Below are 18,057 nucleotides of genomic sequence, written 5' to 3' on the forward strand. Positions count from 1 at the left end.
ATAAATAAGATAAAAGTCGAGTGGACTTAAATCAATCAAGGAGGTAAATAAAATGGAAAATCAAACAAAAATGGAAACAAAAAAACCCTTGGAGATACTGGTAATAGAAGATACCCCAGAATTTATGGAAGTAGCTAAATCAGTTTATGATAATGACACGAACATTATTCCAAGATATGCTTCAACATATGAAGAGGCAATAAAAATATTAAAGGAGACTGAGGTGCAGTGTGTTATTTCAGATTTATTCTTTCCTTCACAAATTGATTGGAAGGGAAAATATGCTGGTGAAATAGAAGAAAATAGAAACTCTTTCGTAAAAGAACAAAGGGAATTGCTTTTAACAAAGTATTCAGAAGAGGAAATTAAACAAGCAGAAGAACAAGTTAAGCAGGGGTTAAAGCCGAAAAATCCCTTTAATTTCGGATCACCAAGAGTGCAGCTAAGTCCTGCGTACGATTTTATAGAATTGATAGAACAACAAATCCAACGTACCAGTGAATATCAGGGCCTCCAAGAAAATCCAGCAGGATTGGGGATCGCGTCATATTGCTTGAAAAATCAAGTTCCTTTTGGAATCATAAGCCAAGGAGAAAGGCACAGAGGAAATCTAGCTATTGTTAGACAAGCTGTACAAGAAGTCAAAGAATTTAGGAATGTAAATAATGATTTCCTACCATACGTTCTTTTTTGCTCGAGTGATTCAAATGGTGAAATGGATAAAAGAAACCCGCAGATATGGAGAGACGCTATTTATGGGGAAGGCAGTCTTTTTGGACCCTCGCGTCAAAAAATTTTAAAAGATATGTTTGACGCTTATGAACAATTAGAAGAAAAATTAGCAAAATAAAAAGGATAAAAAAGAAAGGAGGAAATGAAAATGGAAAACAAAATATCGTTGGAACAATTTGAAAGTGAACTTGGAATTTTAGACCAAAAGGAGAGTGTTGATAGGATTAGCACTCTTTTCGAGAAGGTTAGTCTAGAATCCTTACTTGACGCTTTTAAATCTGCAGAATCTGCATGGATTCAGGAAGGTACCCACGAGATGGGCTTTTCATATAAACAGGTAGTCGCAGCAAAGAAGGTAGGAAATGCTCTATATTATTTTGAAGTTAAGAAAAATGATGACCCAAATGATGACTCTATTGATATTACGAGAGATGAATCTAAAAGACAACCTACATACGACTCCCCCGTATTTGGACCGCAAGTATCTGCGAATAAAGATATCGCGGAACGACTTGTTAGCTATGGAAAATCTTTACTTTGGGAGAATGGCGAGCTGGAGCATGAACAGATGGGTAGGCGTGTCTACAGAATCAGATAAATTGTGCCGGTCATCGGAACAAACTTAATTTTTTTTATTTTTTTAAATTAAATCAAACAAGGAAATAATGAAAATGTCAAATAAAAAGATACTTCGTGGGCTGCCTGCTCAATTAGAGGCAGAGAAGAAACTAGGAGAATCCGAGTTAGATTATCTTCTCTTCAATCTCCCTTATGCATGTAATCTTAAATGCCCGAAATGTTTTGTAGGAGATAATAAAACAGCCTTACATCTAAGCTTAGATGAAAGAATGAGGGTTATGCGAGAGGCAAAAGAGCTTGGCGCAAGAGTTGTTGTAATACCTGGTGAAGGCGAGCCATTGATCGCACCGGCAATAAAAAAAATAGCGAGCTACAGATATGGTTTAGGGTTAACGGCTGTTGTTTTTACAAATGCTACAATGTTAAATGAAGATTTTGCGCATTTTGCAAAAGATACCGATATTTCATTTATAGTCAGTTTGGATTCTTTAGATAAGGGCGCATATGGGTTTTTGACAGGCAGAAAAGACTTTTTCGATGAAACAATAAAGAATATTGAAAGATGCCGCTCAATTTATGCTGATGAGAATAGCTCCACGCCAAATGGCGATAAAGTTGTAAGACTAGCAGTAAATACTGTTGTAACGAAACAAAATAAAGATGAAATAAGCAAAATTAAGGATTGGTGTGGTGATGATATGGTGTTTATATGTAATTCTCCTGTAAAAGAAGGAAGAGCAGCACAGTATTGGAAAGAACTTGCTGGGACTGAAGAAGAATATCGGGAATTAAAACAAGTTGCATTGAAAAATTCAGAAACACATGGGCCAACTTCTGCCTGTTCTGATGGAAAGTGCGCATATCTTTATTATGGGCTTACGATAGGAACAGATGGCGATGTTCTTATATGCCCTGACGCAAGAGAAACAAGAGGGTTGATAGGAAATGTTAAAGAAGCCAGCCTCAGAGAACTGAATAAAAAGCACAAACAACATCTGAAAGCGTTTTTTGAAGAATGTGGTTATGGGCCCTGTATTGTAAGGCATCCAAAATATAAGGGAGTCGTTAGCAAATAAGATGTTATTAGGTATACCGTCTTGTACCCCTTTACAGGATCATATTTTACACTCAAAAAACAAAATCTTTATATAGTAGTTTATACTACACTTATGTAGTAGGATTGATAATATGGTTTATTTCACAGATATAGAGCCAACTGATCATTATCTTGAGGAACATGAGAAAGATGTTCCATGGGACAAGGTTGTAGAGATTATATTTACCACAAAAAATCCAAGAAAGAAAGGATATAATTATGAGATTGAAAAAGACGGCTATTATATCCTGTTTGAAATGAAAGATAACATTTTGTATGTGATAAATGCCAAGAAAGAATAAAAGGTGAAAAAATGAAGTGCCCAAAATGCGATTCGAATTTAAATAAGGTAGAGGTCAAAGTACATGGAGCTCAAAGCAAAGCAATCAGTTATCAGTGCCCAAAATGCGATTATTTCGAGTTTGATCCTATTTCTTCTGCTCAAGTAGTTGAAGAACTGAGGGAAACTCCTTTAAAAATAAAGCAAAAGATTGTAAAGCTATCTCAGGATAGATTAGGCATCTACTTTAACAGCCATGTAGTAAGAAGCTTAAATATGAAAAAAGGAGAGGAAATCTACGTATCTGTTCCAGATAAGAAGCACATACTTCTTGAACTAAAGGCTCCAGAAATCCCGGGCAATAATTGAATAAAAAAGAATCCTATTTCTTCTGCTCTGCCTGCTCAGAAACCTTTGGAAGCGGTATGGGAGGCGGAAGGTTGATCTCTCTGCTCAGGATCAAGGCTTCTATGTTGCATCTCAGCAAGATGCTGTTCAGCACTTCAGCCATGATCTCCTTTGAAACATTCTTGCTCTTCTTCCATTCCTTGATGATTTCCTTCAGCTTTTTATCATCATCAATATAGATAATCTCTCCATTAAGCTCTATTTTTCCTATGTCGGGATCGTATTTAGAATCAAACTTGAACGAGAACTTAAGCCCTTTTTCATCAGCCTTGCCAAATGCCAGGTCAGTCTCTTCTATGTTCGTTATGTTTACATTGTTCGATATGTTTATCTGCCCTACTGCAGGCTGCTTTCTCTCAACTTCTATTTTTGTAAAATTAAATCCGATCATTGTCATAAATATCACCAATGCTTAATATTTTAGGATTTTATATAAAGCTTTCGGATTTTTCAGTTAATTTTATAAATAACCCTGTTTTCCCATACTGCATGACATTATCCGATACAGTAAGGCAGTCCGGATCGTAGTCTTTTTCTTAGTTATATTTTTATTATTTTAGTTTAAATGTCAATATAAACATCAATTTGGAGGCCAATATGGAGTCTATAAAGGATCTTATCTGGAAAAGGGGAATTTCAACAAAAGATTTTGTGGATAAAATCGGGAAAGTAGGGTTTCAGAGCATTGAGCTAGGCAAAGCTTCAAATCTTATAGTCAAGATGAAGAAAGACAGCGCAAAGATATTCCTGACATTCACATCAAATATGGTTACATCTGGATTGAGGGGATTCTTTGCTCAGTTAATAAAATTAAAAATGGCAGACATTATAGTAACAACAGTCGGCAGCATTGAAGAAGACATTATGAAAGCATTGGGTGAAAAATTCCTTATCGGCACTTTCGATTTGGATGATGTTGAACTGCATGAAAAAGGAATGAACAGGGTTGGAAATCTGCTTGTTTCAAATGAAAGCTACTGCAGGTTTGAAGATGCCATAATGCCAATACTGGATCAGCTCTACAAAAAGAAGCCAAGGTACGCTGTATCAGAAATGTTAAAAGAAATTGGCTTGCTGTTAAACGATGAAAATTCAATACTTTATCAGGCTGCAAAAAACAATGTTCCGATATTCTGCCCTGCAATTACAGACGGCGCATTTGGCTTTCATTTATACTTATTCCAGCAGAAGCACAAAGACTTCATAGTTGATGTTGTGGAAGACTTCAAAAACATACTGTTGAGCACAACCCATGATGAAAAGAAAGGGGTCATCTGCTTAGGCGGCGGAATTTCAAAGCACCATGCAATTTTGTCTGTTTTGCTGAATGGCGGAGCAGAATATGCGTTATACATGACAACTGCAAGAGAAAGCTCTGGCAGCATGAGCGGCGCAACAACAAGGGAAGCAAAAAGCTGGGGCAAGATAAAAGATGATTCTGACGCCGTAACTGTTATTGGAGACGTAAGCATAAACTTTCCATTGGCAATGATCGCAGCTTTGGAAACATTGTCTGAAGAAGGGTTCATCAATGAATAAGGCAAGGTTTGTATTAAGCAGATCAAAAGTAATCGAGCAGTATAATAAATTAAAAGCTATTGATGCAGATATTTCCTACAGCTTTAAAACCAATGAAGAAGTCGGCAAAGTGCTGGAAGAAGAAACAGGCTGCTTGTTCAGCGTTCATTTTGAGAATGACCTGCCTTTCCTGAAAGATAAAAGCAGGGTTATATTCTTAGCGCAGGGCTTGAATGAAGAGCAGTTAAACAGGCTTTTTAGTTTTGGAATAAACAAGTTCGTAGTTGATAATTTAGTTGATTTGGATACTTTAACAAGATATATTGAAAAAAACAACAAAAAAATTCTCTTATTGCTTAGAATGAAATTAAAGGAAAATACAATCCACACTGGCAAATACTTTGTTTTTGGAATGGAATCAAAATTAATAAATGAAAAAATCATTGAATTGAAAAACAATAAAAATATAGAAAAAATTGGAATTCATGTTCACAGAAAAACCCAGAATGTAAGCGAATGGTCTTTGAAGTATGAACTGAGCGAGGCATTAGACGAAAAAACATTGAAACTGCTTGATATCGTCTGCATTGGCGGCGGAATTCCTGGAAATTACAAGAATGTGAGCGATAAAAGCATTGAATATGTCTTTAATAAGATCGCTGAAGTTAAAGAATGGCTGAGCTCTTACAACATAAAAACCCTTATTGAGCCGGGAAGGTTTCTTGCAGCCTACCCTGTAACTTTGGAAACTGAGATAATAAACATTGTTGGCAATACGATCATTGTAAACTGCTCTGTATATAACAGCGCAATGGACACAATCATTGTTCCGATCAAGCTGCTTGTAAAGGGCGAATTGGAAGGCGGAGAAGCATACACTATAAAGGGCTACACACCCTGCTCATTGGATATTTTCAGGTATAAGGTTTTCCTTAAAAACCCAAAGATTGGAGACAAAATAATCTTCCTTAATGCAGGAGCATATAACTTCTCAACAGATTTCTGCAATCTGGAGAAATTAGAAACAATAATTGTGGATTAGATTTTAAGTTTAGCTAAAGACCTTTCCAAATTCTTTCTTGCTTGAGCTTCATATTTTTGTCTGAAAAATTCAATTAAATAAATATTTGGCCTATCAAAAAATCCTTCGAGGATAGTGGCTCTTCCAGCTTTAAACACTTCTTCTGGAACCCAGTCGTATTCTCTTCTTATTTTTTCTGTATTCTTGCTGAATTCTTCAAAACTTTTTCCAAAATAAGATAAATCAATATCAACTAAAAATCTACTGTCCAAATCCCTTGTAAATTATTCTCTTTGTTCATTTTACATTCAATTCATTAATTATGCTTTCAAAAACTTGGTTTATTTCTTTTGCATCGGAATTATCAGAATTATTAATTACCCAAATTTTACCTTGATTTTCCTCGTTAATTTTCTCTTGCAATTTATTTCTTTTTTGGTCAAATGTATGCTGACTAGCAAGCCTCCTTTTAATTTGTTCAGCTGTAAGATCTTTTGACCTTAACCTTTTATTTTGTGTTGCTTTATCTACATTTAAAAAAACCACATTATTATTGCATAAATAGGCCATCTCAGATTCAGCAATAAGTGCGGCATTCAATAATATTAGCCCTCTTTTGCCGTACAGCCCTCTTCTTAGCCTAACTAATATGGGGGTGTACATTATTTCATTTAGTTTTTTTAATTGTTCTGTATCATTAAAAACAAGCTCACCAAGAATCTTTCTATCTATTGCTCCATCTGGGAGCCTCACACTATTTCCAAATGTTTTTGCAATGTTCTCCCTTATTTCCTCATACACAGATTCTTTTAGTTCGCCTAAAATCTGATGCCCTATGTCGTCTAATTCAATATTATGTACAGAAATTCCTCTTTCTTTACCTAATTCCTCAAATTTCCTGCCGATATAAGATTTTCCTGATGATGGTTCTCCAGTAATACCGACAATATACTGCCCCAACATCTTAGCTTCCAACCATTGCTTTACATAGAGAGGAACAAACTCATGCACTAGCCCCTGTTCTTTTTGCATCGCCTTAACAGAAGTAGAACTGATATGATTGAGTTCTGGCCTTGCAAACATTATGAAAGTATCGATGCCTAATTTTTGGCTTTCTCCGCATTGATGCTGGAGTTTTTCATAGTCAAAATCTAATGCAGTCCTTACCCCTTTAACAATCACCGGGATGGAATTTTCATAAGCATAATCAACTAAAAGTCCTGGAAATGCAACAACACTTACATTTTTTATTTTCTCTAGTGATTTCCTAACCATATCCATTCTTTCTTCTAAACTAAAAAGGGTTTGCTTGTTTGCATTTACACCTATTCCGACAACTAGTTCATCGAATACATTCGCAGATCTTCTTATTATATCTATATGCCCATAATGAATCGGATCTGCTGAAAATGCATAAATTGCTTTCTTCATCATATGGGGTCACTACTTAATAGGTTATAAACTTTTCCTTTTTATGTCACCATTAACAAAATCTGAATTAGCAACTTTTAAATACATATCTTGCTAAATCAGCATTATGCAAAAAAGAGACTATATTTTGATCGCAATTATTTTGCTTGCCATTATCCTGGCTTCGTCCTTTTTATTTAATTATGCAAGATCCAACATAGGAAAGGCATTCCTCAGCAATCCGCAGGGGTTTGTTTCAAGCGCTTCAACATTGGTTATGGTTGGGATAATTGCAGTATTTTTCATAATATTCATTGCTGCATTGATTTTCAGCAAAGCAGGCAAAATAAAAGAGCCAAACAACAAAATATAAAAACAAAACTTCTTTTTCATCCATTTATGATACTAGTTGACGTGCACGCGCATCTTGACCATCATAAGTTTGAAAACAATCTGGGCAATGTTATAGAGAATTCCAGAAAAGCAGGGGTTAAAGCTATAATAACATCCGGCATAAACAGAAAAACCAACAGATTAATCTTGGAAATAGCAAAAAAATACCCCGATATTGTAAAGTGCTCCTTCGGCCTGTATCCGATAGATGCATTGGATAAAGAGATCGAGGCAGATCCTAAAACATTTGTCAGGGATATTGAGCCGCTAAATGTTGACGAGGAGCTTTTATGGATAGAAAAAAACAAGGACAAATGCGTTGCAATCGGAGAGTGCGGACTTGATTTTCATTGGGTTCAGGGAAAGAATGAAGAGCAGAAAAAGGCTTTTCAGAAAATAATCGCAGTAGTTGAAAAAATAAAAAAACCGATAATAGTCCATTCAAGGAAAGCAGAGCTGGAAGCCATTGAAATGCTGGAAAGCTCTAAAATAAAAAACATTGTAATGCACTGCTTCTCAGGCAGCAAAAAGCTGATAAAAAGAGCAGCTGACAACGGCTGGAGCTTTTCAATTCCTCCCATTATTGTAAGATTGCAGCATTTCCAATTGTTAACAGAAATGGTCAATATAAATCAGTTATTGACAGAAACAGATGCTCCTTATCTCTCGCCTTATCCGGACAAGATAAATGAGCCTGCTTTTGTGATTGAAACAATAAAAAAGATCGCTGAGATCAAGGGCTTTGATGTCGAGGAAACAGCAAACAGCATTTATTTGAATTATAAGAGAATGTTCGAATGATTGCCAAATAATTTAAAATTGAGAAAAACACCACCACTGACGCAGATGCGACAGGGGTTGCTCCCCAAGTTTTTAGCAAAAACTTGGCAAAAACATATGAGGCATAAAGCCTCATGCCACGACCAGATTGTTTTGAATGCTAGTCGTGGCGTGGAGCTTCATGCTCCACATTGCGTGCCAACTGAGCGTAACCAGTTGCGGGGTGTCGCATAGGGCAAAGCGAACATAGTGAGCTTTGACCGTCTGCTGTCAGTTGTGGTGGTGTTTTTCAGAGCATCATAATCAACAAATTTACTTGACAGGGGCTCATGGTCTAGCAGCTATGACGTCGCTCTCACTAAGCGGAGATCGGGAGTGCAAGTCTCCCTGGGCCCATCATTGTTTTTTAAATTAGAAGATTAGGAATTAATTGTCTCAAGAATTTTGTCTTTTTTATTAAGTAAAAAAGGATATCTCTCGGCATACAGATTAATATTCGCCTGTACTACTTTTTCATAAATATTATGATCGCCAACCCCAAGATAATTTATTTCAGTTCTCAATTCTTTTATTAAATTTTTAAATATTTTTTTTTGAGAAGGACTTAATTCCTTATCATTCGAATCATAAACTATAAAACTAATCGCCCTTATAGCATCTGCAATAATAGCGGCATTCTCGTCATATAGTTCTTTTTCTTTTCCGCAATCAACTATATCCTTTAATGGTTTGATTAAAGAGATGTTATGAATTTTCTCCTTTTCTTCAAGCGCCATTAAAATCCTCTCTAACCCGAAAGCAGCTGCTATGACTTCATTTTTTGTCAAACTGATATTGTTTTGCCCATTAAAAATATATTTATAATTTAATTGAGAAGCAATTTCAACATATCTTCCATCAACCATTTTATAATAGATTTCAAAACCCGGTCCGCCAGCACAATTTGGTATTCTTGCAATGAAAAGATTTCGCCTTCCTTTTGTTGGGATTACCTGAGCTTCTCCTAGTAGATTTTTCCAAACATTGGCTATTTTTCTAGTCTCCTGCGAAGTGATGTGGACGTCATCAATTTTGCAGTCTTCCAGATAAGTAACTAAGAGTTTATCTTTTTTAAGTCCAAGGACATTCGTTATTAATTCATAAATTTCTTGCGTATTCTTTTCAAAATTGAGCATATCGGGATTTCCAACCTGTGTAAATTCCATCATTTCAAAGAAGCTTAAATGCCTGTTGCTAATGCCTATTTTTGAAGAATCTGTCTCGCGCAAACAGCGTTCTGCAAGTGAAAAAGTAATTGGCGGTCTAGGGCATTCATCGCGCAGTATAGGATCGACTATATGATGGCCTGCACTGGGGTTAAATTTTCCATAACCGCCTCTGGCGTAAAGCAGGCCTACAGATTTTTCTAAAGGATAACCTGACTTTTCTGCAAAGTCAATTACATTTTTGATAATGTTTTTACTATTCATAAGTTATAAAATATTATGCACTTTATTAAATTTATTTGTTGCTTTTCTACAAACAAATAGAAAAATTTAAATAAGGAGCGGTTTTAGATGCCAAAATGGAAGAAATATTCAAGGAATTAGGACTTTCTGATAAGGAAATAAAAGCTTATTTGAAACTCTTAGAGCTTGGGCAAGCGACAACACAGAGGCTTTCAGAGGTTACAGCAATCAACAGAATAACACTTTATGATATTCTAAGATATCTGATAGAAAAAGGTTTTGTTGGTTATACAATCATTGATAAGGTCAAATATTTTTATGCAACACCGCCAAGAAATGTGCTAAATATGCTTAAAGAAAAAGAAAGAAAATTTGTTTCTATTCTACCTGAACTAGAGTCAAAGATGGAAATTATAGGCAAAAGACCAACTTTTCAATTATTCGAAGGAAAGGAAGGCATAAATACAGTAAATGAAGATGTCCTTAGAGAAAAAAACGAGATCCTTGCCTATGGTTCTTCCCAAATCATAAATAAAATCATAAAATATCAGGCAATAGATTTCATGAAAAAAAGGATAAAAAATAAAATTAAATGGAAAGGAATAAGTGATTCTGGTTTTAAAGAGCATATTTTTTTTGAAAAACCAGAGTATAAAAAAATAACTGTATTAAAAGTTGACGATTCATTTAAAAATATTGGAACATGGAATTACATTTACAACAATAAAATTGCAATTTTATCATTTAATAAAGAAAATTTTGTTGGAATTATAATCGAGGATGAAACTATAAATAAAACAGCAAAGTTAATTTTTGAAAAACTGTGGAAGCAAGCTAAAAAATCTTAATTATAGAATGATCCAAAAAACAAGCTTTTATTCATGGAAAACAGGCAATCTGGCAAAAGGCTGCAGGCTTTGCGTAGAAGGATCTAAATTAGTTTTATTTGCAACTGGGCTTTGCCCCAGAAGCTGCTTTTACTGCCCTTTATCAGAGCAGAAAAAGAACAAAGATGTTGTTTATGCAGATGAGTGGAAGATCGAAAAAGACAGAGACATAATTGCAGAAGCAAAATCAATAAGCGCAAAAGGAGCTTCTTTGACTGGAGGCGATCCGTTCATAGTTTTAAACAGAAGCATTAAATACATTAAATTATTAAAAAAAGCCTTTGGAAAGAAATTTCATATACATCTTTACACACTTCCTGAATTATTAACGCTCAATAAATTAAAAAAATTCTATAATGCGGGTTTGGACGAGATAAGGCTGCATCCTGATATTTTCAACAGGAAGAATTGGAATAAAATAGATTTAGTCAAGAAATTTAAATGGCAGATTGGAGTTGAAATTCCAGTCATTCCCGGTCACAAAAAGAAAATCATGGAACTGATTGATTATTTTGCGGATAAAATCAATTTTTTAAATCTAAATGAACTGGAAATATCAGACACAAATGCAGACAAATTATTGAAAATGGGCTTTAGGTGCAAAGACGAAGTTTCTTATGGAATAAAAGGAAGCGAAGAGCTGGCTTTTGAATTATTAAAACACATCAGTAAAAAACATCCAAAGCCGAATGTCCATTACTGCACTGCAACTTTAAAGGACAAAGTTCAGTTGGCAAACAGGATAAAAAGAAGGGCAAAAAACACTGCAAAAGCTTATGACATTGTCAGTGAAGAAGGCATGCTGATCAGGGGCGCTGTTTATTTGCCTGATTTAAAGCCAGGATTTAGTTATAGAAAAAGATTGGAAAATATTTTAAAAAATAAAAAAATTAAAAATAAGCTTATAAAGAAATTAAACACAATAAAAAATAATTTAAAAAAAGACTTTAAAATAAAAAACAGCTTAATAGATATTGACGAGCAGAAATTAAGGATATTGGCATCAATGAAAATAATTGATAAAATAAAAAATAAAATAATATTGAAAGGCCTCTGCCCGGCAATTGTTGAAGAATATCCTACATGGGATCAGACTGAAATAGATATCGAGTTTTTGCGCAATAAAGCAAAAACTATTTAAATTATAAGAATAAAGAAACAGCATGATCATCACAATCAACACGAAAGACGACTCGCACGAGGATATAAGGAAAGTGATAAGGATGCTGCAGCATCTTTTAGGAGAGCATGAAACATTCACGAACAGGAATATATTTGATTCTCCCTCTCCAAGTTTGGATCCGCATCAGCCAACAAGCGCTTTTGGAGCAATGTTTGGCAGTGAAAACACAGCATTAACTGATTCATCCGCAGCTGAAATCAAAGAAAAAAAAGACGATGAAGAAACTCCTGAGGTAATCGTTTATGACTATTGAGCAGGAAGAGCCGGAGTATTTTTCAGCAAAAGACCTTGTGAGGTCGTTTTTTGGCTCTTTATTTTTCGGATTTGCATTCATCTTCAGCAAGGCATTGATTGATTTAAGCGCAACATTGGATAAGATTCATATCGTCCTGATTCTGCTTTCGACTTTTCTGCTCCTCACATTTGAGATATACTTCATCGGTTACCAGAGGGTAAGCGACAGGAAAAGAAGGCCGTTCTGGGAGTTCTGGCTCAAAAGATTCGCAACATTCTACGTAATAACTGTCTTGGTTTCGCTCTATCTTGTTTATATTTACAATTTTCAGGTTTATCTGACAACATACATGGAAATAATAAAGCTCGTAGTTGCAGTTTCACTGCCCTGCGCAACAGGCGCTGCAATCGCAGACTTATTGAAAAAATACTAAGGTTTTTATATCGAGCTTTTTTCTTTGTCTTTTATGGAAAAATACAAATTTTTTGAGCACACAGCAGATGCAAAATTCCAGGCATACGGCAAAACTCTTGAAGAAGCATTCTCGAATGCAGCCTTAGCCATGTTTTCTGTGATGACAGACATCAAAAAAATAAAGCCAAAGATAAAAAAAGAAATAAGTGTTGAAGGAATAGACCAAAAGCAGCTTCTTTATAATTTTCTGGAAGAATTCTTGTTTTTAATGGATACAGAATTTTTGCTGTTAAGCAATGTTGAAAAGATAAAGATAAACGCCAATAAATTAACTGCAACAGCCTTTTTTGACAAAGCAGAAAACTACGAAACCCATGGTGATGTAAAAGCAGTTACATACCAGGAAATGGAGATAAATCAGGAAAAAGACAAGGTCATGGTGCAGGTTGTTGTGGACATATAATCTTAGCAAACTATTTAAACTGATTAAATTTACCCTTCTTTATGGAGCTAAAAAAAATAAACGAATTTACGTGGCAGATACCGAAAACAGGCAACATGAAGGTTCCTGCAATAATCTATGCTTCAGAGAAGCTGATAGAGAAGATAAAGCAGGACTTGACATTAAAGCAGTCGGAGAATGTTGCAGCATTGAAAGGGATCCAGACAGCATCATATACAATGCCAGATGCTCATCAAGGATATGGGTTTCCTATCGGTGGTGTTGCTGCGTTCGACATGGATGAAGGCATTATAAGCCCTGGCGGTGTTGGTTATGATATTAATTGTTTAACGGAAGATGCAAGAATATTGACTGAGCAAGGATATTTCAAAGAAATAAGAGAGTTCGAACATGATTTTATAGAAGTTGAGAACCTTAATTCAAAATATGCCTTGAAATCAAAAATGTGCCAATTAAAGGTAATTTCATTTGACTCTTCCCAAAATTGTTTTTCTTCCAAACAAGTTAATTATTTTATGAAGAAAAAACATTTTGGTTCAATTGTCAACATCAAAACTAAATTAGGATATGCCATTCAGTTAACAGAAGAACACCCGATATTATCAAAGTCAGGTATGATTGAATCTAAACTATTAAATCAAGGAGAACAAATAGCAATAAATCCTTTTGAAGGGGTTGAGTTTGAAAAGACTAAAGAGGATTTTATTTTAGCCACAGAAAATGAATTTGAAAAAAAACAGAGAGAAGAACTAATAAAAAGGGAGATTTTACCATTAAGATTAACTAATAGTAAGCTTCCAATCATAACAAAATTGTTCGGATATTTGCTAGGAGATGGAAGTATCTATATAAGCAATGGCAAGGGAAGGATATGCGCATTTGGTCAGAAAGAAGATCTTTTGGAAGTAAAAAGCGATTTTGAAAAACTTGGATTTTCTGCAAGGATTTATGGTAGAACAAGAGAACACACTATTGAAACTCAATATGGGAAAAAAATATTTTCAGCTAAAAATTATGAATTGCATGTATCTTCTATAGCATTAACCAATTTATTCTTTAAATTGGGGTACCCTAAAGGAATAAAAACTTCAACTAAATTTTTAATACCTAGCTGGATAGTAGGGAGCCCTAAATGGATGAAGCGATTGTTTATATCAGCCCTATTTGGAGCAGAGTTATCTAGCCCAAGAACCCATACAAAAACAGGTTTCGATTGCCCTGTCCTATCAATAAATAAAATAGAAAATCGAGTAGAAAATGGAAGAGAATTTTGCATCCAATTGATGAATTTGCTTGAAGAATTTGAAGTAAAAACAGATAAAATAATTGAAAGAAAAGAATATAAAAACAAACAAGGAGTGACCTACAGGATAAGACTTCAAATTTCTTCAGAAGAAGATAATCTGATTAAGCTTTGGTCAAAGATTGGTTTTTCCTATAATCGAAAGAGAGATATTCTGTCCAAAATAGCAATACTGTACATTAAAGAAAAAAAGAACCTTGCTGGAATACGATCAGAAATTGCTGTCAAGGTAAAAGATTTTAAGAAGAAAGGGTTAAAGCTCAAAGAAGTCCAAAATTTATTAAAAAATGAATATGTGAATGATCGCTTTATAGAACGACATTATTACGAAAACGCAGGACAGAGAATTTCTTTAAATTTCATATCCTTCGAAGAATTCAAAAGATTGAAATTAAATGAATTTGAAAAATATGGCTTATTTTTTGATTTTGTCATTTCTGTTTCAAAAGTACCATATGAAGGAGATGTGTACGATCTAAATATAGATAAAACACATAATTTTGTAGCAAATAATATCATAGTTTCGAATTGCGGCGTCAGACTATTAGCAACAGACTGGGCTGAAAAAGACATTGCTGCAAAAAGAAAAGAATTGCTTAATGAGATCTTCAAAGAAGTCCCTGCAGGAGTTGGAAAGTCAGGAATCACAAAATTAAGCAAAGATATTTTGATGGAAATTCTGAAGAAAGGCGCAAGATGGGCTTTAGAGCAGGGTTATGGGACAAAAGAAGATCTGGAAAGAACAGAAGAAAACGGCTGCATGAAGGCTGCTGATCCAGGCACAGTTTCTCAAAGAGCTTTAGAAAGGGGAATGCCGCAGTTGGGAACATTAGGAAGCGGAAATCATTTTCTGGAAATACAGAAAGTTGATCAAATCTATGACATAGAAACTGCAAAAGATTTTGGAATAACTGAAAAAGGCCAGATAACTGTTATGATACACTGCGGATCCAGAGGATTGGGGCATCAGGTTGCTTCTGATTATATCAAGGAAATGGAAGAAAAGCACGGGATAAAAGATCTGCCGGACAGGGAACTAGTTAATGCTCCTATTAATTCAGAAACAGGCCAGAGATACTATAAGGCAATGTGCTGCGCAATAAATTATGCTTTTGCAAACAGGCAGATGATAGAGCACTGGACAAGGGATGTTTTCAATAGAATAATGGGCAGCTCAGATGGGATGAAGCAAGTTTATGATGTCTGCCACAATCTTGCTAAATTTGAAAGGCACAATGTTGATGGAAAGCAGAAATTAGTCTGCGTTCACAGAAAAGGCGCAACCAGAAGCTTTGGTCCAGGAAGAGAGGAGATTCCTGATGTTTACAGAAGCATTGGACAGCCGGTGATAATCCCTGGATCAATGGGAACTGCTTCGTATTTATTGGTTGGAACGAAAAAAGCAGAGGAGATCTCCTGGGGATCAACAGCCCACGGCGCAGGAAGAGTTGCATCAAGGAGTGAAGGATTAAGAACATTAAGAGGAGAGCAGGTTGCGCATGATCTTGAAAAGAAAGGCATAGAAGTCAAGGCAACATCATGGAAAGGGATCGCAGAAGAAGCTCCCCAGATGTACAAGGACATTGATGAAGTTGTCAGAGTTTCTCATGCGCTTGGGATCGGGAATATGGTCGTAAGATTAGTGCCGTTGGCAGTGATGAAAGGCTAGAGCTGCTTCGCTTTAACATTTTTTCTATAAATGAAGACAATAGAAACCAGATATCCGAAGTAAGAAATAATTTCTAACAACGAAGGATCTCCATTATATCCGAACAGTGATTTCAAAATACTCCCAAAATTGCCATTCTCGTTTATGATGTTGTTCGTATTCCAAACATGTTCAATTGTAATGGGCAACAAGCTTGCTTCTTGAAACTCATGAACGCCATGCGCAATAAGACCGGCTGCAAATAATGTAAGCAGAATGCTCGTTATATTGAAAAATAACTTCAAATTGATCCGTTTTATGCTGAAGAAAAACAAATAACCCAAAATTAATGCGCTGACAATTCCGATTAAGGCCCCTATGAGATTGTTCTCTTTACTGACAAAATTAGCTGCTCCGAGAAAAATAACAGTTTCAACACCCTCTCTTAATACTGCAACCAGGCTAAGAAAGAACAATCCAAGCTCATGCTCCATCTCCACCTTTTTGGATACTTTCTCTCTTATCTCCTTAACATGGCTCTTTTTCATCATCCAAAATATCATATAAGTCAGTAGAATCGCAGCTGCAAACATTGATATGCCTTCAAATATCTGCTCAGCTTTGCCTTCAAATTCCCCAATAAAAAACTTAAAAATAAATGCAGTTATAACGCTTAAAACCAAACCAGAAATCACCCCAAACCATACAAATTTAGCATAGTCTTTCCTTTTTATTTCATAAAGATATGCGAGAATTATTCCTATAACCAATACTACTTCTAAAGTTTCCCTGAATGTTATTATTGCGCTGGTTAGCATTGGATTCGCACCTTTATTGGCTTCCCATGGGGGCAATAAGCTGGGTTTTTCATAATTAAGCTCATCTTTTTAACAGCCAAGTCAGATAATGCATGCTCTATCTTGTTTGCTTCATTATGCACCTGGCTTAATTTTAAGCCCAGTATCTTGCTTAAAAATAATTCAATAATCCTGTGTTTGTATGTTAATTGCCTGCCTTCAATCAATCCTTTTTTTGTTAGCTTTAAAGGCCCGTATGGCTTTACAGAGATTAATTTATATTTTGACAGCTTGCTTAACATCTCAGAAACACTGGCTTTTGATATATTCAGGTATTTTGCCAGATCAATGGATCTGACCTCTCCTTTAGACTCCTCGCTAAGATGGTATGCTGCCCTGATATAATCTTCTTTTGAAAAGTTCATAAAGTTAGGTATGCCTAACTCATATATAAATGTTGCGGTTTAAGCATGCTTTATTTTGGCATATGAAGCTGCCAGGCTTTCACATCAGTCAGGGATATAGTTGTCAGATTAGTGCCGTTGGCAGTGATGAAAGGGTAGAGAAGCCATGATTTGCTTAACTATTGGTAAAATCTATTTTTGTACAGATCTTTAAGTAAAATTTATATATCCTATTATATATCGGTTATGTATGCATGATGCAATCCGTAAACACACACAAAATATTAAGAAATTTCATGACAATAAAATACGCAGATATTATAAGTTCATACCCCTAATTGGGTTGATATTGTTATTAATGTTATTCTCATCTCAAAAAAATCAACCTGACTCCACACCTATAGTAAAGCAAAGCTTCGTTGAAAGATTATCTGATTCGTGGTATGATGTTTCAAACTCATTCAAATTTGATGGATTAATTGATGTTTTAATAACAACAATACTTTTAATAACTATATGGACTGGGTATAAGTATTGGCTTCTTAGATTAAGATACATACGAAATAACGCTAACCTGCTACAGAATATAATTATTGTAATTATGCTTTTCATTTTTGTTGACAGGCACATTAAACTTGATTCCTTTTTAGGTCAGTACATAGATTGGATATTATTTTTGATATTCCTTTACATAATCTTAGCTGGAAGCTGGTATCTTGCAAAAACTATTGATAGAATCGACCTGACATCTGATTTATATTGTTGGGGTTTAAGGATAATCGCAACAATAGTCATCTTTATTGGCGTAAATCTATTCTTTTCAAGTGCATTTGTACTAACATTTTCTAATTCTAAACTAGTATTTGATAACATTTATTGGATATTGAGCATATGCTTAATACTTCTAGGAGCATTCATGGGTTTCAGATCTGTCAGAAGGTATCCGATGATTAAGATATGGTAGGTCTGAACAAAACTTTTCTCAGAAAAAATAAGAATTCCTGTTTAGGTGACTACAAAATAGCCTAAATGTAGTCACCTAATACCAAAACATTTAA

22 protein-coding genes are annotated in these 18,057 nt (G+C 35.1%); 16 read left to right on the forward strand and 6 right to left on the reverse strand.

The annotated features are described in order from the left end of the window. The first annotated feature begins 52 nt into the window (after positions 1-52). The 5 genes from Q7J54_03040 to Q7J54_03060 all read left to right on the forward strand — a co-directional run bounded on the left by Q7J54_03040 (position 53) and on the right by Q7J54_03060 (position 3,056). Positions 53-850, forward strand: a complete 798-nt coding sequence (locus Q7J54_03040; protein MDO8740526.1) for a hypothetical protein — start codon at positions 53-55, stop codon at positions 848-850. Between the two features lie 30 nt (positions 851-880). Beyond that, positions 881-1,330, forward strand: coding sequence for a hypothetical protein (locus tag Q7J54_03045; protein MDO8740527.1), 450 nt, complete (start codon positions 881-883; stop codon positions 1,328-1,330). A gap of 67 nt (positions 1,331-1,397) precedes the next feature. Beyond that, positions 1,398-2,387, forward strand: a complete 990-nt coding sequence (locus Q7J54_03050; protein ID MDO8740528.1) for a radical SAM protein — start codon at positions 1,398-1,400, stop codon at positions 2,385-2,387. 112 nt (positions 2,388-2,499) lie between these two features. After that, positions 2,500-2,709, forward strand: a complete 210-nt coding sequence (locus tag Q7J54_03055; GenBank protein MDO8740529.1) for a hypothetical protein — start codon at positions 2,500-2,502, stop codon at positions 2,707-2,709. Between the two features lie 11 nt (positions 2,710-2,720). After that, a complete protein-coding gene (locus Q7J54_03060) occupies positions 2,721-3,056 on the forward strand; it encodes a hypothetical protein (GenBank protein MDO8740530.1) in 336 nt (111 codons plus the stop codon). 13 nt (positions 3,057-3,069) lie between these two features. On the opposite strand, the gene Q7J54_03065 is transcribed toward Q7J54_03060, so the two are convergent. Further along, positions 3,070-3,492 carry a hypothetical protein gene (locus Q7J54_03065; protein MDO8740531.1) on the reverse strand — a complete coding sequence of 141 codons (423 nt, stop codon included), beginning with the start codon at positions 3,490-3,492 and terminating at the stop codon, positions 3,070-3,072. Positions 3,493-3,692: 200 nt separating this feature from the next. Here Q7J54_03065 and Q7J54_03070 point away from each other — a divergent pair, with 200 nt between their 5' ends. Then, positions 3,693-4,634, forward strand: coding sequence for a deoxyhypusine synthase (locus Q7J54_03070; protein MDO8740532.1), 942 nt, complete (start codon positions 3,693-3,695; stop codon positions 4,632-4,634). Then, on the forward strand, positions 4,627-5,655 hold the full coding sequence (locus Q7J54_03075) for a decarboxylase (protein ID MDO8740533.1): 1,029 nt from the start codon (positions 4,627-4,629) through the stop codon (positions 5,653-5,655). Before Q7J54_03070 ends, Q7J54_03075 begins: the two co-directional genes overlap by 8 nt. Here Q7J54_03075 and Q7J54_03080 read toward each other — a convergent pair. Together Q7J54_03080 and coaD are read right to left on the reverse strand one after the other, a co-directional pair. Beyond that, positions 5,652-5,906 carry a hypothetical protein gene (locus Q7J54_03080; protein ID MDO8740534.1) on the reverse strand — a complete coding sequence of 85 codons (255 nt, stop codon included), beginning with the start codon at positions 5,904-5,906 and terminating at the stop codon, positions 5,652-5,654. The genes Q7J54_03075 and Q7J54_03080 overlap by 4 nt on opposite strands. A 25-nt stretch (positions 5,907-5,931) precedes the next feature. Then, entirely contained in the window at positions 5,932-7,068 is a 1,137-nt protein-coding gene (gene coaD, locus Q7J54_03085; protein ID MDO8740535.1) for a pantetheine-phosphate adenylyltransferase, read from the reverse strand. Between the two features lie 103 nt (positions 7,069-7,171). Here coaD and Q7J54_03090 point away from each other — a divergent pair, with 103 nt between their 5' ends. Both Q7J54_03090 and Q7J54_03095 read left to right on the forward strand, forming a co-directional pair. Next, positions 7,172-7,417 carry a hypothetical protein gene (locus Q7J54_03090; protein MDO8740536.1) on the forward strand — a complete coding sequence of 82 codons (246 nt, stop codon included), beginning with the start codon at positions 7,172-7,174 and terminating at the stop codon, positions 7,415-7,417. Between the two features lie 26 nt (positions 7,418-7,443). Then, positions 7,444-8,238 carry a TatD family hydrolase gene (locus Q7J54_03095; protein ID MDO8740537.1) on the forward strand — a complete coding sequence of 265 codons (795 nt, stop codon included), beginning with the start codon at positions 7,444-7,446 and terminating at the stop codon, positions 8,236-8,238. A gap of 398 nt (positions 8,239-8,636) precedes the next feature. On the opposite strand, the gene Q7J54_03100 is transcribed toward Q7J54_03095, so the two are convergent. Further along, positions 8,637-9,686 (reverse strand): alanine--tRNA ligase-related protein, encoded by a 1,050-nt coding sequence (locus tag Q7J54_03100; protein ID MDO8740538.1) that lies wholly within the window; start codon positions 9,684-9,686, stop codon positions 8,637-8,639. Positions 9,687-9,781: 95 nt separating this feature from the next. Here Q7J54_03100 and Q7J54_03105 point away from each other — a divergent pair, with 95 nt between their 5' ends. The 6 genes from Q7J54_03105 to Q7J54_03130 are packed head-to-tail and all read left to right on the forward strand — an operon-like array spanning position 9,782 to position 15,819. Beyond that, positions 9,782-10,513 (forward strand): helix-turn-helix domain-containing protein, encoded by a 732-nt coding sequence (locus Q7J54_03105; protein MDO8740539.1) that lies wholly within the window; start codon positions 9,782-9,784, stop codon positions 10,511-10,513. A gap of 7 nt (positions 10,514-10,520) precedes the next feature. Continuing rightward, positions 10,521-11,693 (forward strand): radical SAM protein, encoded by a 1,173-nt coding sequence (locus Q7J54_03110; GenBank protein MDO8740540.1) that lies wholly within the window; start codon positions 10,521-10,523, stop codon positions 11,691-11,693. Positions 11,694-11,715: 22 nt separating this feature from the next. Continuing rightward, on the forward strand, positions 11,716-11,988 hold the full coding sequence (locus Q7J54_03115) for a hypothetical protein (protein ID MDO8740541.1): 273 nt from the start codon (positions 11,716-11,718) through the stop codon (positions 11,986-11,988). Then, positions 11,978-12,403, forward strand: a complete 426-nt coding sequence (locus Q7J54_03120) for a DUF2391 family protein (GenBank protein MDO8740542.1) — start codon at positions 11,978-11,980, stop codon at positions 12,401-12,403. Before Q7J54_03115 ends, Q7J54_03120 begins: the two co-directional genes overlap by 11 nt. Before the next feature lie 33 nt (positions 12,404-12,436). Beyond that, positions 12,437-12,847, forward strand: coding sequence for an archease (locus tag Q7J54_03125; GenBank protein MDO8740543.1), 411 nt, complete (start codon positions 12,437-12,439; stop codon positions 12,845-12,847). A 41-nt stretch (positions 12,848-12,888) separates the two neighbouring features. Next, a complete protein-coding gene (locus tag Q7J54_03130) occupies positions 12,889-15,819 on the forward strand; it encodes an RtcB family protein (protein MDO8740544.1) in 2,931 nt (976 codons plus the stop codon). On the opposite strand, the gene Q7J54_03135 is transcribed toward Q7J54_03130, so the two are convergent. Together Q7J54_03135 and Q7J54_03140 are read right to left on the reverse strand one after the other, a co-directional pair. Continuing rightward, positions 15,816-16,616: an FTR1 family protein gene (locus Q7J54_03135; protein ID MDO8740545.1), complete on the reverse strand. Its 801-nt coding sequence runs from the start codon at positions 16,614-16,616 to the stop codon at positions 15,816-15,818. The genes Q7J54_03130 and Q7J54_03135 overlap by 4 nt on opposite strands. Continuing rightward, positions 16,610-17,020, reverse strand: a complete 411-nt coding sequence (locus Q7J54_03140) for a metal-dependent transcriptional regulator (protein MDO8740546.1) — start codon at positions 17,018-17,020, stop codon at positions 16,610-16,612. The genes Q7J54_03135 and Q7J54_03140 overlap by 7 nt, the downstream gene beginning before the upstream one ends. 229 nt (positions 17,021-17,249) lie before the next feature. Here Q7J54_03140 and Q7J54_03145 point away from each other — a divergent pair, with 229 nt between their 5' ends. Next, complete coding sequence (locus Q7J54_03145) at positions 17,250-17,963, forward strand: hypothetical protein (protein ID MDO8740547.1); 714 nt, start codon at positions 17,250-17,252, stop codon at positions 17,961-17,963. The last annotated feature ends 94 nt before the right edge of the window (positions 17,964-18,057 follow it).

The organism is Candidatus Woesearchaeota archaeon (assembly GCA_030651135.1).
Taxonomy (GTDB): domain Archaea; phylum Nanobdellota; class Nanobdellia; order Woesearchaeales; family JACPBO01; genus JACPBO01.

Excerpts from the sequence above, each read along its gene's own strand:
- Q7J54_03040 (MDO8740526.1), top strand. The coding sequence starts at position 53 with ATGGAAAATCAAACAAAAATGGAAACAAAAAAACCCTTGGAGATACTG.
- Q7J54_03045 (MDO8740527.1), top strand. The coding sequence starts at position 881 with ATGGAAAACAAAATATCGTTGGAACAATTTGAAAGTGAACTTGGAATT.
- Q7J54_03050 (MDO8740528.1), top strand. The coding sequence starts at position 1,398 with ATGAAAATGTCAAATAAAAAGATACTTCGTGGGCTGCCTGCTCAATTA.
- Q7J54_03055 (MDO8740529.1), top strand. The coding sequence starts at position 2,500 with ATGGTTTATTTCACAGATATAGAGCCAACTGATCATTATCTTGAGGAA.
- Q7J54_03060 (MDO8740530.1), top strand. The coding sequence starts at position 2,721 with ATGAAGTGCCCAAAATGCGATTCGAATTTAAATAAGGTAGAGGTCAAA.
- Q7J54_03065 (MDO8740531.1), bottom strand. The coding sequence starts at position 3,492 with ATGACAATGATCGGATTTAATTTTACAAAAATAGAAGTTGAGAGAAAG.
- Q7J54_03070 (MDO8740532.1), top strand. The coding sequence starts at position 3,693 with ATGGAGTCTATAAAGGATCTTATCTGGAAAAGGGGAATTTCAACAAAA.
- Q7J54_03075 (MDO8740533.1), top strand. The coding sequence starts at position 4,627 with ATGAATAAGGCAAGGTTTGTATTAAGCAGATCAAAAGTAATCGAGCAG.
- coaD (MDO8740535.1), bottom strand. The coding sequence starts at position 7,068 with ATGATGAAGAAAGCAATTTATGCATTTTCAGCAGATCCGATTCATTAT.
- Q7J54_03090 (MDO8740536.1), top strand. The coding sequence starts at position 7,172 with ATGCAAAAAAGAGACTATATTTTGATCGCAATTATTTTGCTTGCCATT.
- Q7J54_03095 (MDO8740537.1), top strand. The coding sequence starts at position 7,444 with ATGATACTAGTTGACGTGCACGCGCATCTTGACCATCATAAGTTTGAA.
- Q7J54_03100 (MDO8740538.1), bottom strand. The coding sequence starts at position 9,686 with ATGAATAGTAAAAACATTATCAAAAATGTAATTGACTTTGCAGAAAAG.
- Q7J54_03105 (MDO8740539.1), top strand. The coding sequence starts at position 9,782 with ATGGAAGAAATATTCAAGGAATTAGGACTTTCTGATAAGGAAATAAAA.
- Q7J54_03110 (MDO8740540.1), top strand. The coding sequence starts at position 10,521 with ATGATCCAAAAAACAAGCTTTTATTCATGGAAAACAGGCAATCTGGCA.
- Q7J54_03115 (MDO8740541.1), top strand. The coding sequence starts at position 11,716 with ATGATCATCACAATCAACACGAAAGACGACTCGCACGAGGATATAAGG.
- Q7J54_03120 (MDO8740542.1), top strand. The coding sequence starts at position 11,978 with ATGACTATTGAGCAGGAAGAGCCGGAGTATTTTTCAGCAAAAGACCTT.
- Q7J54_03125 (MDO8740543.1), top strand. The coding sequence starts at position 12,437 with ATGGAAAAATACAAATTTTTTGAGCACACAGCAGATGCAAAATTCCAG.
- Q7J54_03130 (MDO8740544.1), top strand. The coding sequence starts at position 12,889 with ATGGAGCTAAAAAAAATAAACGAATTTACGTGGCAGATACCGAAAACA.
- Q7J54_03135 (MDO8740545.1), bottom strand. The coding sequence starts at position 16,616 with ATGCTAACCAGCGCAATAATAACATTCAGGGAAACTTTAGAAGTAGTA.
- Q7J54_03140 (MDO8740546.1), bottom strand. The coding sequence starts at position 17,020 with ATGAACTTTTCAAAAGAAGATTATATCAGGGCAGCATACCATCTTAGC.
- Q7J54_03145 (MDO8740547.1), top strand. The coding sequence starts at position 17,250 with ATGCATGATGCAATCCGTAAACACACACAAAATATTAAGAAATTTCAT.